Origin of the sequence: Prauserella cavernicola, assembly GCF_016595675.1 — a bacterium.
GTDB lineage: Bacteria > Actinomycetota > Actinomycetes > Mycobacteriales > Pseudonocardiaceae > Prauserella_A > Prauserella_A cavernicola.
Map to the genome: position 1 here is coordinate 207,857 of NZ_JAENJH010000008.1, position 13,519 is coordinate 221,375.

Annotated in this window: 13 protein-coding genes; 1 reads left to right on the plus strand and 12 read right to left on the minus strand. The window is 68.6% G+C overall.

Annotated features, from left to right (window positions below; translation table 11 throughout):
• Window positions 1–9: 9 nt before the first annotated feature.
• The 12 genes from JHE00_RS26660 to JHE00_RS26715 form a co-directional block, all read right to left on the minus strand.
• Entirely contained in the window at window positions 10–963 is a 954-nt protein-coding gene (locus JHE00_RS26660) for an NAD-dependent epimerase/dehydratase family protein (RefSeq protein WP_230425042.1), read from the minus strand.
• Between the two features lie 55 nt (window positions 964–1,018).
• Entirely contained in the window at window positions 1,019–2,290 is a 1,272-nt protein-coding gene (locus tag JHE00_RS26665) for an MFS transporter (protein WP_307832126.1), read from the minus strand.
• A 122-nt stretch (window positions 2,291–2,412) separates the two neighbouring features.
• The gene (locus JHE00_RS26670; protein WP_200323128.1) at window positions 2,413–3,210 is read right to left on the minus strand and encodes an alpha/beta fold hydrolase; all 798 of its coding nucleotides are present in this window, start codon (window positions 3,208–3,210) and stop codon (window positions 2,413–2,415) included.
• A gap of 151 nt (window positions 3,211–3,361) precedes the next feature.
• Entirely contained in the window at window positions 3,362–4,588 is a 1,227-nt protein-coding gene (locus tag JHE00_RS26675; protein ID WP_200323130.1) for an acyl-CoA dehydrogenase family protein, read from the minus strand.
• A gap of 13 nt (window positions 4,589–4,601) precedes the next feature.
• A complete protein-coding gene (locus JHE00_RS26680; RefSeq protein ID WP_200323132.1) occupies window positions 4,602–5,624 on the minus strand; it encodes a phosphotransferase family protein in 1,023 nt (340 codons plus the stop codon).
• A 12-nt stretch (window positions 5,625–5,636) separates the two neighbouring features.
• Window positions 5,637–6,392, minus strand: coding sequence for an SDR family oxidoreductase (locus tag JHE00_RS26685; RefSeq protein WP_200323134.1), 756 nt, complete (start codon window positions 6,390–6,392; stop codon window positions 5,637–5,639).
• Window positions 6,392–7,174, minus strand: a complete 783-nt coding sequence (locus tag JHE00_RS26690) for an SDR family oxidoreductase (RefSeq protein WP_200323136.1) — start codon at window positions 7,172–7,174, stop codon at window positions 6,392–6,394. Before JHE00_RS26690 ends, JHE00_RS26685 begins: the two co-directional genes overlap by 1 nt.
• The gene (locus JHE00_RS26695; protein WP_200323138.1) at window positions 7,171–7,923 is read right to left on the minus strand and encodes an SDR family oxidoreductase; all 753 of its coding nucleotides are present in this window, start codon (window positions 7,921–7,923) and stop codon (window positions 7,171–7,173) included. The genes JHE00_RS26690 and JHE00_RS26695 overlap by 4 nt, the downstream gene beginning before the upstream one ends.
• Window positions 7,924–7,938: 15 nt before the next feature.
• The gene (locus JHE00_RS26700) at window positions 7,939–8,757 is read right to left on the minus strand and encodes a flavin reductase family protein (RefSeq protein ID WP_230425045.1); all 819 of its coding nucleotides are present in this window, start codon (window positions 8,755–8,757) and stop codon (window positions 7,939–7,941) included.
• 5 nt (window positions 8,758–8,762) lie between these two features.
• On the minus strand, window positions 8,763–10,001 hold the full coding sequence (locus JHE00_RS26705; RefSeq protein WP_307832127.1) for a bifunctional 3,4-dihydroxy-2-butanone-4-phosphate synthase/GTP cyclohydrolase II: 1,239 nt from the start codon (window positions 9,999–10,001) through the stop codon (window positions 8,763–8,765).
• 174 nt (window positions 10,002–10,175) lie between these two features.
• A complete protein-coding gene (locus JHE00_RS26710) occupies window positions 10,176–10,991 on the minus strand; it encodes an SDR family NAD(P)-dependent oxidoreductase (RefSeq protein ID WP_200323140.1) in 816 nt (271 codons plus the stop codon).
• 46 nt (window positions 10,992–11,037) lie between these two features.
• Window positions 11,038–12,216: an LLM class flavin-dependent oxidoreductase gene (locus JHE00_RS26715; RefSeq protein ID WP_200323143.1), complete on the minus strand. Its 1,179-nt coding sequence runs from the start codon at window positions 12,214–12,216 to the stop codon at window positions 11,038–11,040.
• A 349-nt stretch (window positions 12,217–12,565) separates the two neighbouring features.
• On the opposite strand from JHE00_RS26715, the gene JHE00_RS26720 reads away from it, so the two are divergent.
• On the plus strand, window positions 12,566–13,477 hold the full coding sequence (locus JHE00_RS26720; protein WP_200323145.1) for an alpha/beta fold hydrolase: 912 nt from the start codon (window positions 12,566–12,568) through the stop codon (window positions 13,475–13,477).
• Window positions 13,478–13,519: the final 42 nt, after the last annotated feature.

A 13,519-nucleotide genomic window follows, 5' to 3' on the forward strand; every position in this document is an offset into this window, starting at 1 on the left:
TCGGGCCCGTCAGGAAGGACGAGACGTCACGAGGTCGTAGTAGTGCCGGATCGCCCTGTCCAGGTCGTAGCGCGGCCGCCATCCGAATTCCTCCTCCATCCGGGCGCCGTCCAGCGCCATGTAGTAAGGATCTGGCATGTTCATGGGATTCGTTCCGGAGCCCACATCGAGCACCGCGCCAGGGATGATTCCGCGGATCGCGTCGGCGAATTCACTGATCGATACCGTGCTCCCGCTGGCGACGTTGTAGGCATGGTGACGAAGCGGCTCCGGGGCAAGCGCGACGCGCGCGATGGCGTCGGCCACGTCCAGGACGTAGATGACGCCGTCCCGCTCATCGCCACCGTGCTCCATGGTGAACGGACGGCCCGACGCCGGAAGCTCGATCATCGAGCTGTAGGTGTTGACCGGACCGGCATGGCGCTGAAGCTTTCCCGGGCCGATGACCGTGGCGAAGCGCAGGCTGACGCACTCGACGGCGGAATTCCGCCCGTACCACTCCAGTACGTTCTCGGCGGCCACCTTGGTGATGCCGTACATGCCGGTGGGACGCAGGTCGTCGTCTTCCGAGATCGGCTCGTACACCGGGAAACCGCGCTGTCCTGTCGCAGGCGCGTACACCGCTTTCGAGCTGGTGTGCACGACCCGCTTCACACCTGCGGCCGTTGCCGCCGCGCAGACGTTGGCGGTACCGCCGACGTTCACCGAGATCGCCGCGTACGGATCTCGTTCGCACTCGACGACCGCGGCGAGGTGAACAATGCATTCCGGCCGAAGCCGCGACACCGCACCGGCAAGTTGCCCGGCTTCGCGGATGTCGCCGACGACGAGTTCGACTTCTCCCGCCACGTCCTCGACGAGCGAGGTGTCGTCACGGCTCTCGAAGACGGACACCTCGTGGCCTCGGCCCAGAAGTTCTCGGACCACCCAGGCGCCGTTGACGCCGAACCCGCCCGTCACCATCACACGCACGTCGACTCCCCACTCCTCATGTCCCGGTCGAACAGCGATCCCATGCTCAGGCCACGCCTTCCGCCAGCTGGCCTGTCTCCCGCGCCTGCGGCCGCTGTCCGTTCACCGCCACGATGACGACGACCAACGTGATCGCACCGGCCGCCATCATGTACCACGCCGGCGACACGCTGCTTCCCGTCCTTTCGATCAGCAACGTCGCGACGAAGGGTGCGGTACCGGCGAAGAGTGCGGAACCGAATCCGTAACCGATGCCGAATCCGGACGCTCGGACCCGAGCCGGGAACAACTCGGCGAAGAGAACCGGAATGGCGCCACCGAACGCGGCAACCGGGATCCACAGAATGAGCTGCCCGACCAACGCGGGAACGAATCCTCCGAGGCCGATGATGAGCAGGCTGGGCACAGGCAGCGCCACCGTCAGGACGCAGGCGAAAACCAGGATCGACCTTCTGCTGTACCGGTCCGCGAGATGCCCGAACACGAGGACCAGGAAGATGCCGACGGTCGTGGCGATGACCACGGTGCTCAGCGCCGGTACGGCGGGCATTCCCGTGACGGTTCGAATGTAGGTGAGCACGAACGCCTGGAGTGTGGCTGATGCGATGCTGAATCCGACGCAGATGCCGATCACCGTCAGGAACGCGCGCCAATGTTGCGTGAAGAGTGTGCGCAGAGGGCTCTTCGCTCGCGCGTTCTCGGCCTTGATCTCCTCGAATTCCGGTGACTCCGCGATGCGGAACCTCAGGTAGAGGCCGATCGCCAGTAGCGGGAAGCTCAGCAGGAACGGCAGCCGCCAGCCCCAGCTGTTGAGGGCGTCAGACGACATGGACACCGTCATGATCAGCACCACGACGGTACCGATCACCGATCCCAAGGTGGACGAGAAGAAGGCGAAAGATCCGTAGAGTCCGCGACGGTGCCGGGGGGCGTGCTCGACGAGGAAGCTGGCCGACGTGCCGAACTCACCTCCCACGGACAATCCTTGGAGCAGCCGGGCGACGCACAGGAGTACCGGTGCCAGAATCCCGGCCTGCGGGTAGGTCGGCATGATGCCGATCAGAACCGTGGTCAAGCCCATGAGCAGCACCGCGAACGCGAGGGAGATCTTGCGCCCGCGCCGATCCGCGAGCCACCCGAACAGGATCGCGCCCGCGGGCCGCATGATGAAGCCGACTCCGTAGAGCGCGAAGGTCGACAGAATCGCCGCCAGCGGGTCGCCGGAGGGAAAGAAGAGCTGGGAGATGACCGGCGTCAAGGACGCGAACACCGCGAAATCATAGAATTCGAGAGCGTTGCCGGAACCCGCGGCGATCACGGTTCGACGCCGGAGCGAGCTAGCGCGGGCACGCTCGGCTTCCGATGGCGACCGGTATTCCGCGTCCGGTGGGGATGATTGGGACATCGTTGTCCTCCGATCAATCACGGTCTTGTGCGTGATCAGGCGATGGGGTTGGCGATCAGCTTGGCGACCATCTCGGGGCACTCGACCTGTGCTCGATGCCCGGCTTGGCCGACCTGCTCGAATCGTGCGCCTGGGATCCTCTCGGCGATACCACGCCCGTACGCAGGCGCGACGATGCCGTCCTGGGCGCCCCAGACGACCAACGTCGGCACGGCGATGCGCCCCAACGAGCGGACCAGCCGAGGGTTGTGCAGGTACGGCACCCACCCGTACGTCGCGAGAGCCTCCTCATTGCGTGCCATCTCGAGGACGTCCTCCTCCCGCGCACGCGCCAGGTCGCCCAGCCCGAGGCTCGCATCCGCGTACAGGCGCCGGTCCAGTTCCGCGTGCGGCGTCGCGAAGAGATCGACGATCTCCCGATCGAGCGGCCCGCCCAGCTTGACGCCCACCGAGTCGACGAGCACGAGACGCGAGATCCGTGCGTGGCCGCGCACCGCCATCTCCATGGCGACCCAGCCGCCGAACTGAAGGCCGACGAGCGTGACATCGGTGTGCCCCGACCGGTCGAGCCAGTCGAGGTAGATGTCGGCGAGATCGTCGACCGACGAGCACCAGTCCGGTCGAGGCGAGCGGCCGAAACCCGGGTGGCTCGGGGTCACCACGGAGAAGTCCTTCGCCAGTGCGTCCACGAACGCGGTGTTCTCCAGTGCGCGCTCAGCTCCGGGGAGTACCAGGGCGAGCCGGCTGCCGTGTCCGTCGACACGGGCGTCGAGGTGGACACCGTGTCCGAACTCGACGCCGCTGTGGGCGTCCACAAGGTCGAGCGTCTGCACAATGCCTCCAACAGGGCCTCACCGACCCCAACTATGACCGCTCCTGAGCCGACGCAGCCGTTGTGCTCGTCGCGTCCGGCTGGCAAGAGTCTGACTCCTCACGGCAGCAAAGACTGTGACCTGGATCCGGCGACTTGTCGCGGGCCCACGACTACGTTCGTGGCACTCCGGACCTGCGGAGTTCCCTGCGCGCGAGGGCGTCCTTGTGGACTTCGTCCGGTCCGTCGACGAAGCGCAGCATGCGGGCGAGTGCATAGGCGTAGGCGAGTGGGAAGTCCTGGGACAGGCCACCTCCGCCGTGGGCCTGGATCGCCTTGTCGAGGATCCACTGGACAACGCTGGGCGTGGCGATCTTGATGGCCTGGATCTCCGTGTGTGCGGCCCGGTTGCCCTGTGTGTCCATGAGCCAGGCAGCCTTGAGGGTCAGCAGCCGCAGCTGTTCGATCCTGACTCGGGACTCCGCGATCCAGTCGCGAACGACTCCCTGGTCGGCCAGCGGCTTGCCGAACGCGACCCGCTCCCGCACCCGGGTGCACAGCAGCTCGAGTGCGCGTTCGGCCAGGCCGATGGCCCGCATGCAATGGTGGATGCGGCCCGGCCCGAGACGGGCCTGGGCGATGGAGAAACCGTCCCCTTCCTCGCCGATGAGGTTGGTGGCCGGGACGCGGGCGTCGTCGAAGCTCAGTTCGGCATGGCCACCGTGCTCGTGATCGTCGTAGCCGAAGACGCGCATGCCCCGGACGACCCGCACCCCGGGAGTGTCCCGCGGCACCAGGATCATGGATTGCTGACGGTGACGGTCCGCGCCCGGGTCGGTCTTGCCCATGACGACGAAGATCCTGGCGTTCGGGTTCATGGCCCCGGTGATCCACCACTTGCGGCCGTTGATCACGTAGTGGTCGCCGTCGCGTTCGATGCGGGTGGCGATGTTGGTGGCGTCGGAGGACGCGACGTCGGGCTCGGTCATCGCGAACGACGACCGGATGCGCCCGGTCAGCAGGGGTTCGAGCCACTGTTGTTTCTGCGAGCCGGTGCCGAACTGCGCCAGCAGCTCCATGTTGCCGGTGTCGGGTGCGGCGCAGTTCAGGGAGGCAGGCGCCAGGTGTGGGCTCCTGCCGGTGATCTCCGCCAGCGGCGCGTACTGCTGGTTGGTCAGGCCTGCGCCGCGCTCGCTCGGCAGGAACAGGTTCCACAATCCCTGCTGTCGGGCTGCTTCCCGCAGCTCGGTCAGGATGGGCGCCGAATCCCAGGCCCAGCGGTTCTCCAGTCCTGCCAGCTGTTCTTCGAACACCGCCTCCGCCGGATAGACGTGGTCGGTCATGAAGTCGAGGAGCCGCCCGCGCAGGTCCTCGGTGCGGGCGTCGTACGTGAAGTCCATCAGACGTGGTCCCTTAGTGGTCTCTGAGCGCTGTCAACCCGAGCTCCAGCAGGGGCTCGGTCAGTGCGCCGATCCGGTCGAACCCGGCACCGACCGTCGTGCCGTTCAGGTGGCGGGCGTGGAGGCTCTCGACGATCCCGGCGAGTTTGTACGCGGCGAGGCCGAGGTGGAATCCCCAGTGCGCCGGGTCGCGACCGCCACGCGAGCGGTACCGGCTCCGCACCTCGTCCTCGGTGAGATGTCCCGGCGCCGACGCGGAGTCGGACACGACGTCGCCGCCGCTGAGCCGCCCCAGTTTCTGGTACATGATCAACAGGGCGAGATCCGTCACCGGATCGCCGATGGTGGCCATCTCCCAGTCGATGATCGCCGCGGGCCGGTCGGACGAGTCGACGAGCACGTTGTCGAGGCGATAGTCCCCGTGCACGATGCCCGGTGCGGACTGCGCGGGGACGTTCGCCACGAGGAGGTCGCGCAGTTCGTCGGCCGCCGGGAGGTCGCGACCGCGGGACGCCGCCAGCTGGGCGCTCCAGCGCCGGACCTGCCTGTCGAGGAATCCCTCGGCGCGGCCGAAGTCAGCCAGGCCCACCTCGGCGGGGTCCACCTCGTGCAGTGCGACCAGGGTGTCGACCAGCCGCAGCGAGATCGTCCGGACCCGGTCCGGCCCGAGTGGCGTGAGTTCCGCCGCGGTCCGGTACGGGGTCCCCTCGACCTTCTCCATGACGTAGAAGGGCACCCCGAGGACGGAGTCGTCCGTGCACAGCGCGTAGGTGGCCGGCACGGGAACGCCGGTGCCCGCGAGGGCCGACATGACCCGGTACTCGCGGCCCATGTCGTGGGCGTGTGCCGGAACATGCCCGAGCGGTGGCCTGCGCAGCACCCACCGGCGGTCACCGTCGCCGATCTCGTATGTCAGGTTCGACCTGCCGCCCGCGATGAGACGTGCGGACAGCTGCTCTCCGGCGATCCCGGGCAGCGCGGTCGGCATCCAGTCCGCCAACCGCGTCAGATCCAAGCCAGGAGAAACATCGCTCATCGTCGGATGTCCTCAGTCGGTCGGGCCGCCGGCCAGGTAGACGACCTGGCCGGACACGAACCCGGCGCCCTCGCTGACCAGGAACGACACCGTGTGGGCGACGTCCTCGGGCTCGCCCACCCGCGCGACCGGGATCTGCGCGGCCGCACCCGCGATGAAGTCCTCGAACGCGACACCGATCCGGTCGGCGGTGGCCGCCGTCATGTCGGTCCGGATGAATCCCGGCGCCACCGCGTTCACGGTGACACCGAACTTGCCCAGCTCGATGGCCAGCGTCTTCGTGAGGCCCTGCAGACCGGCCTTGGCCGCCGAGTAGTTCGCCTGGCCGCGGTTGCCCAGTGCCGACGTGCTCGACAGGTGCACGATCCGCCCGAACCCGTTCTTGGTCATGTGGCCCTGCGCGGCCCGGCTCATGAGAAACGCTCCGCGCAGGTGGACACCCAGCACACCGTCCCAGTCCGCTGTGGACATCTTGAACAGCAGGTTGTCCCGAAGGATGCCGGCGTTGTTGACCAGGATCGTGGGCTCCCCGAGCCCGGCGACGATCGCGTCGAACGCCGCGACCACCGAGCTCTCGTCGCTGACGTCGGCGCCGACCGCCAGCGCCGTCCCGCCCCGTGCGGTGATGGCGTCGACCGTGTCCGCGCAGCTCCTTGCGTCCAGGTCAAGTACGGCAACGGAATGGCCGTCGTCGGCCAGGCGGATCGCCGTGGCCGCACCGATTCCGCGGGCGGCGCCGGTGACGATCGCGATGCGCTGTTGGTCCATCAGTTCTCCGTTTCGGGATTGCTCTCGAGGTGTCGCTGCAGCTTGTTCATCCCGCCGAGCCAGCGATCGGTGTCGGTGGCCCGGTGGCGGTAGTAGTCGCCGATCTGGAGGTGCGGGAGGATGAGGAAGCGGTTGTCCTGCAATGCGTGCCAGGTCAATTCCGCCACGTCTTCGGGTGTCACCGCGTCCCCGGCCAGGACGGTCCGCATCGGGCCGGTCTCGTCGAGCATGTCGGTCCGCACGCCCTGCGGGCAGATCGCCTGCACCACGATTCCTCGGTGCCGGTAGGTCGCGGACAGCCACTCGGCGAACGCCACCGCGCCGTGCTTGGTCACCGAGTACGGCGCGGTGCCGAGCGCGGTCAGCAGCCCCGCGGCCGAGGCGGTCACCACGAACCGGCCACCCCCGCGCTCCAGCCAGCCGGGAACCAACAGCCGGGCGGCGCGGACGTGCGCCATCGTGTTGACCTCCCAGCTCGCCGCCCACTCGGTCTCGCTCGCGTCGAGGCCGGCGCCGCGAACGACCCCCGCGTTCGCGAACCAGGCGTCGATGTGCCCGAGGTGGTCGCGTGCGGCCGACACCAGCGCGGAGACACCGGCCTCGGAGGCGGCATCACCAGCGACGGCGTATACGCCGATCTCGGCGGCCGCCGCCTGCGTCCGGGCGGGGTCCAGGTCGTTCACCACGACGCGCGCTCCCCCGTCCGCCAGCCGCGCCGCGAGCGCCTTGCCGATCCCGCCCGCCGCGCCGGTGACGACGACGCCCTGGCCCGCGACCGTCATCCGCTCACCCCGCTCAGGGTCACGCCGCCGTCGACGACCAGCAGCTGGCCGGTGATCAGGGATGCGTCCGCGGACAGCAGGAACGCGACCGCACTGCCGACGTCCTCGGGTTCTCCCAGGCGCTTGAGCGGGTACGCCTCGGCCACCTGCGCCTCGCGGCCCTCGTACAGCGCCGCCGAGAACCTGGTCTTCACCACCGCCGGTGCGACGGCGTTGACCCGGATGTCCGGGCCCAGCTCGACGGCCAGCTGCTTGGTGATCGCGACGAGCATGGCCTTGCTGGCGCCGTAGAACCCCACTCCAGGCTCGGAGGTGATCGCCGAGTGGGACGCGACGTTGACGACCACGCCGCCGTGCTCGCGCATCCAGGACCGGTGGGCCTGCTGTAGCCACGACAGCGCCGCGATGCAGTTGACCTCGGCGATCTTGCGGGCCGCCCCGAGGTCCAGCTCGATCATCGGGCCGTAGGACGGATTGATGCCGGCGTTGTTCACCAGCAGGTCGACGCTGCCGAACCTCTCGATGGCCCGGCGGACCGTCTCGGCCTGATGCTCGGTGTCGTCGGCCTTGCCCGCGATGGCGAGCGCCACCTCAGGGCCACCGAGATGAACCACGGCCGCGTCGAGTTCCTCCTTCTTGCGCGCGGTGATCACCACCCGCGCCCCGTCCGCGACCAGCCGCTCGGCGATCGCGAGGCCGATCCCACGGCTGGCGCCGGTGACGATCGCAGTCTTTCCCGCAACGCTCATGTGCTCTCTCCTTGCTCAGCTCAGCCGCTCGAGGACCGTGGCCATACCGGCCAGTGCGCCACGGAAGAACGTCAGCGGCTCCCGGTCCGCGACCGCGGCGAGGTCGAGGACCCGGGCGACGACGATCCAGTGGTCCCCGGCCTCCTGTACGGACTCCAGGCCGCATTCCAGCCACGCGAGCGTGCCGGACAGCATCGGTGCGCCGCTGAACCGCCCGGCCTCCCAGCCCACGCCCGCGAACTTGTCGCCCCCGCTCACGGCGAATCCGCGAGCCACCGCGAGCTGGTCGTGCGCCAGCACGTTCACCCCGAACCGACCGCTCGCCGCGACCTTCGGCCACGACGTCGAGGTCTTGCCGGGGCACAGAAGGACGAGTGGGGGATCCAGTGAGAGCGCGCCGAACGACTGGCACGTGAATCCGACCGGCCCGTCGGTGTGCATCGCCGTCACGACCGTCACTCCGGTGACGAAATGACCGAGCACGTCCCGATAGCACTCGCTGGAGATGCCGTCGGGCCGCCGGCCCCGGTCGACATGGGCACGAACTCGACGGCCGTCGGCGCTGAGCCAGCCACGAGCCCTTGCGTAGTCGAGCATGGCCGCGAACCCGCCGTGCCAGTCGGCGTCGCGTTCACCGGCAGCGGCCCGCAACCAGGAGATGTCGAGCCAGGCATGATCACCGACGACCTCCCCCGCACCGGCGGCACGCAGCGTCCGCGACAGGATCTCCCCGTCGGGTGAGCTCGCCTCGGTGCGCACGGACAGCCCGCCCAGGTCCTCGGCCGCGCGCAGCTGCGGCAGCCCTCGCCCTCCGTCGGGCAGATAGACCAGCATGTCGCTCACGCACTCACTGCGTCGCCGGGAAGCGGGACCGTGATGTGGTGCCCGAGCCGATCGCGCTTGGCGCGAAGGTATTCGACGTTGTGGGCGGTGACGGTCGTCGGCAGCGAATGGCGCTCGGTGATCTCGATGTCGTAGCCCTCGAGACCCCCGTACTTGGCGGGATTGTTCGTGATCAACCGCATCCGGCTCACTCCCAGATCGCTGAGCATCTGTGCGCCGATCCCGTACTCACGGGAGTCGACCGGCAGACCGAGGGCGAGGTTGGCGTCGACGGTGTCGTGGCCCCGATCCTGCAGTGCGTACGCCCGGAGCTTGTGCCCCAGCCCGATGCCGCGGCCCTCCTGGCCGCGCAGGTAGATCAGTACGCCCCGGCCCTCCTGACTGATCGCGTCGAGGGAGCCGGCGAGCTGGTCGCCGCAGTCGCAGCGACGGGAGCCGAACAGGTCGCCCGTCAGGCACTCGCTGTGCACCCGGACCAGCAGGCCGTCCGGCGGCGAGTCGGTGGGGTCGCCCAGGACGAGCGCCAAGTGCTCGGCGCCGTCGAGCCTGCCCTGGTAGGCGACGGCCTGGAACTCGCCGTGTGCCGTGGGCAGCGTGGCGCTGCCGCTGCGCGTCACCAGCCGGTCGTGGCGACGCCGGTACCGGACCAGCTCGGCGACGGTGACGACCGCCAGCCCGTGAGCCGCGGCGAAGGCGTCGATCTGCCCGCCGCGCAGCATCGTTCCGTCGTCGTTGATCAGCTCCGAGATCACGGCGACGGGAGCCCTGTCCGCCAGCGTGAGCAGGTCGACGGCGGCCTCGGTGTGCCCCGCGCGTTTGAGTACTCCGCCCTCGCGGGCGCGCAGCGGGAACATGTGGCCGGGGCGGGTGAAGTGCTCGGCAGTGGCCTCCGGATCGGCGAGTGCGTTCGCGGTCGCGCAACGGTCGGCTGCGCTCACCCCCGTCGAGACGCCCACGTGATCGACGCTGACGGTGAACGCGGTTCGATGCGGATCGCTGTTGTCACCCACCATCAAGCCGATCTCGAGGAGGTCGAGCCGCTCCCCCGGCATCGGAACACACAGGATTCCGGTGGTGTGCCGGGACATGAACGCGATCTGCTCAGGTCGCACATCCGTCGCGGCGACGACAAGGTCCGCCTCGTTCTCGCGGTCGGCGTCGTCCACGACGATCACCAGCCGGCCAGCGCGAAGCTCAGCGACAGCCGCCGACACGCCCTCGGAATCGGGCATCATGGGATCGTCCCCTTCCTCCGTAGTCACAAGATCGAGCGTCGGAACAACGCCTCCGAACGCCTCCGCCAGGCCTCCATTGTGGCCGCTCACCGCGCCGAAGACTGTGACCTGGATCCGGCTACCTGCCGCGGTCCGCCGGATAGTCCACAGTGGAACGCGCGCGGTACTCGGCGCCTACTGTTCGTCCGCCAATCGGCGCAGCGACGGGAGCATGGGCGCGTAGGCCGACATCCCGCCGTCGACGACCAGCACGTGTCCATTGATGAACGCTGACTCCGGCGAGGCCAGGAACAGCGCTGCGAGGGCGACATCGTCGGGTCGCCCAAGGCGCGGAGCGGACACGTGGTCGAACAGCACCTGTGTCTGTTTCTCGTCGTACATCTGCTCGGTCGCCGGCGTCGCGATGTACCCAGGGGCGATGACGTTGCAGCGGATCCCCTGCTTGCCGTACTGGGTCGCGAGAGTCTTCGAGAACCCGACCACCCCTGCCTTCGCGGTCGCGTACGCGGGGCGCGATCCCAGCGACAGCCAGCCCGCCAGCGACGAGGAATTGGTGATGGCGCCTCCGCCGGCCTCGAGCATGTGCGGCAGGGCGTACTTGGACGTCAGGACGCACCCCAGGAGATCCACACTCAGCTGCGCGGTCCAGACCGACAGGTCGGCGTCCGCGACGGAGACGTCCTCGGGCACGACGCCTCGGTTGGAGGCATAGTTCTGGAGCACATCCAGGCCTCCGAACTCCTCCACGGCGAAGGTGACGAGGCCCGCCACCTGAGTCTCGTCCGAGACGTCCGCGGCGAACGGCGCGGCGATACCACCGTCGTCGCGGATCCGATCCGCCGTCGCGGCGGCACCGTCCTTGTTGACATCAGCGACGACGACCCTCGCGCCTTCGCGGGCGAAGAGCTCCGCCGTCGCCGCCCCGATCCCCCCGGCGGCACCCGTGACCAGTGCCGTCTTCCCGGTCAAGCGACCCGCTGTCGACTCCATGCTCTCGTCTCCCTGGTTGCGTGGCTCTGTCGCTGGGATGTCCGGCTCAGACCGCGACGCCATCGGTCACCTTGCGGACAGCGGGCGCCACACTGTCGGCGAAACGCTCGATGCCTCGCACTGCCTCGTCGTGCCCCATGTGACCCGCCTGGCCCATGAGAAGGAGGTGGCCGACGCCCCCCACCTCGTTGTAGAAGCGCTCGATCTGCGCCGTGACCGTCGAGGGACTGCCCGCGAAGAGAATGCCCCGATCGATGAGGTCCTCCACGGACATCGTGGTCAGGTCCGGGATCGGCGACAACGCGGGCGCACCCGAACCCGACGCCTGCGGCCCGCGCAGGGCAGCCGCACGCACGAAGTACGGCATGTACCCCGGTGGGTAGGTGAACGGCTTCGACACCTTGTTGCTCTTGAGGTACCACAACAGCTTGCGGGCACCTTCCAGACCTTCGGCGTCGGTCTTTCCGGTGTAGGACAGGGCCGCGTAGCCGAACATGTCGTCGCCGGCGGCGGGCTTGCCGGTGTCGGCAAGCCGGTCTCGATAGGTCTGGAAGAGCTTGCGCGCGGCATTCGTGCCGCCGAGGAACGTCGCGATCTTGTAGCCGCGGTCAGCGACCGGAATCGCACTGGCCGGGGTACCGGTCGCGATCCAGACTGGCGGCATCGGCTGCTGATAGGCACGCGGCCAGATGTTCACCTGGCGATGATGAAAGAACTCACCCTCCCAGTTGAACGGCCCGTCGTGCGTCGTCATGGCGCGGGTGATGAGCTCGATCGCCTCCCACATCCGCTCGGTCATGCGGACCGGCTTGGTGTTGGTCGCACTCACCTCGTACTGGACTCCGCGAACGAAGCCGACGTCCAGCCGGCCGTGGCTGAGGAGATCGACCAGCGCCATCTCCTCGGCGATCCGTACGGGGTCGTCGCGGTTGGCGACCGGGTTGCCCAGGATCAGGATCCGCGCCTTCGTCGTGACGCGCGCCAGCACTCCCGCGATCAACGGGGCCGCCGAGTTCATGCACGTCGCGGTCTGGTGATGCTCGTTCACCATCACGTTCAGGCCGCATTCGTCCGCGACCTGCCACTCACGGATGTAGCGGTCCCACAGCCCGGCGGCACGCGCGGGGTCGATGACGCCGTTCGGCAGGGTGACGCGCACCGAGTCGTAGGTTTCCGGATCCGGCAGATCCGGGTATGCGCACTCGCTGAAGTGCCAGTACTCCATCGGGAAAGCTCCTGTCCTGTCTCGGGTGCGGTCGAAAGGCGCGACGTCGGCCCCGGAATCGGGCATTGTCAGCCGGCCCCTTCCTCGCTGCCACGGCGCTGCCGTTCAACCCCGTCGCCTCCGGCCGGCTCAGAGTCTGGCTCCTGACGGCAACGAAAGACTGTGACCTGGATCCGGCGATTTCGGCCCGCCGAGCTGGTGCCGGACCTACCGCTGACTCACGGTTCGCGCGAACACCACACCCAGCGGACGCGAGTCACAGACGCGATCGCCGAGGTTGGACAGAATGGCGCCAGTCGCAGCGAGGCCTGGCAGCGGGAAAGCTGGACCCGGGCAGCGAGGAGGAGACATGACGACGTACCCGCTCGTCGACACCGCCGACGGTATTCGCCTGCACGTGACCGACACCGGAAACGGGCCGCCCGTGCTCTTCCTCCACGAGTACGCCGGCGACCACCGAAGTTGGTCCCGGCAGGTCGCCGAGCTCAAGGACGACCACCGGTGCATCACCTACGCGGCGCGCGGCTACCCGCCCTCCGCTGTGCCGACCGCTCCCTCCGCCTACTCCTGGCAGCGAGCCGTGGACGATGCGGTCACCGTGCTGGACGCGCTCGAGATCGGCACCGCCCACGTGGTCGGACTGTCGATGGGCGGGTACACGGCTGTTCAGCTGGGACTCCGCCACCCCGGCCGGATACGATCGGTCATGGCCGTCAGCGTCGGATCCGGTTCCGACCCCGCCACGCGGTCCGCCTACCTGGACGAGACAAGGCTCGTCGCCGACCGGCTCCGCTCCCACGGACCGGCTTTTGTCGGACGCAGCATGGGCGAGGGACCCGGCCGGGTACAGCTCAAGCTGCACAACGAGCCGGCCTGGCACGACATGATCGACCAGTTCTCCGAGCATTCCGCGGAGGGGCTGGCGCTCACGATCCTCGAGATCCAGGGCCGACGGCCGTCGCTGCACGACCTGCGCGGCGAACTCGCGAGCCTCTCGGTCCCTCTGCTCGTCGTCAACGGCGACGAGGACGAGGCGTGCCTGTCCACCGGGCTGATGCTCAAACGAACGGTGCCCTCGTGCGGGATGTACGTACTGCCCAACAGCGGACACGTCCCGAACCTCGAAAACCCGCGGCAGTTCAACGAGATCACCCGCCGATTCCTTCGTAGTGTGGAATCGGGAACCTGGCCCACGCGCGATCCGAGGTCGAAGGCGTCCTCGCAATTCGGACTCGAACACGCTGATTCCCCCACCGAGTAGCGGCCTCGCCGCACGCGACACCGAGCTTCAGAGACGAGGCGA

Excerpts from the sequence above, each read along its gene's own strand:
- JHE00_RS26690 (WP_200323136.1), bottom strand. The coding sequence starts at position 7,174 with ATGACGGTCGCGGGCCAGGGCGTCGTCGTCACCGGCGCGGCGGGCGGG.
- JHE00_RS26710 (WP_200323140.1), bottom strand. The coding sequence starts at position 10,991 with ATGGAGTCGACAGCGGGTCGCTTGACCGGGAAGACGGCACTGGTCACG.
- JHE00_RS26705 (WP_307832127.1), bottom strand. The coding sequence starts at position 10,001 with ATGATGCCCGATTCCGAGGGCGTGTCGGCGGCTGTCGCTGAGCTTCGC.
- JHE00_RS26695 (WP_200323138.1), bottom strand. The coding sequence starts at position 7,923 with ATGAGCGTTGCGGGAAAGACTGCGATCGTCACCGGCGCCAGCCGTGGG.
- JHE00_RS26680 (WP_200323132.1), bottom strand. The coding sequence starts at position 5,624 with ATGAGCGATGTTTCTCCTGGCTTGGATCTGACGCGGTTGGCGGACTGG.
- JHE00_RS26660 (WP_230425042.1), bottom strand. The coding sequence starts at position 963 with ATGGTGACGGGCGGGTTCGGCGTCAACGGCGCCTGGGTGGTCCGAGAA.
- JHE00_RS26685 (WP_200323134.1), bottom strand. The coding sequence starts at position 6,392 with ATGGACCAACAGCGCATCGCGATCGTCACCGGCGCCGCCCGCGGAATC.
- JHE00_RS26720 (WP_200323145.1), top strand. The coding sequence starts at position 12,566 with ATGACGACGTACCCGCTCGTCGACACCGCCGACGGTATTCGCCTGCAC.
- JHE00_RS26700 (WP_230425045.1), bottom strand. The coding sequence starts at position 8,757 with ATGCTGGTCTATCTGCCCGACGGAGGGCGAGGGCTGCCGCAGCTGCGC.
- JHE00_RS26675 (WP_200323130.1), bottom strand. The coding sequence starts at position 4,588 with ATGGACTTCACGTACGACGCCCGCACCGAGGACCTGCGCGGGCGGCTC.
- JHE00_RS26715 (WP_200323143.1), bottom strand. The coding sequence starts at position 12,216 with ATGGAGTACTGGCACTTCAGCGAGTGCGCATACCCGGATCTGCCGGAT.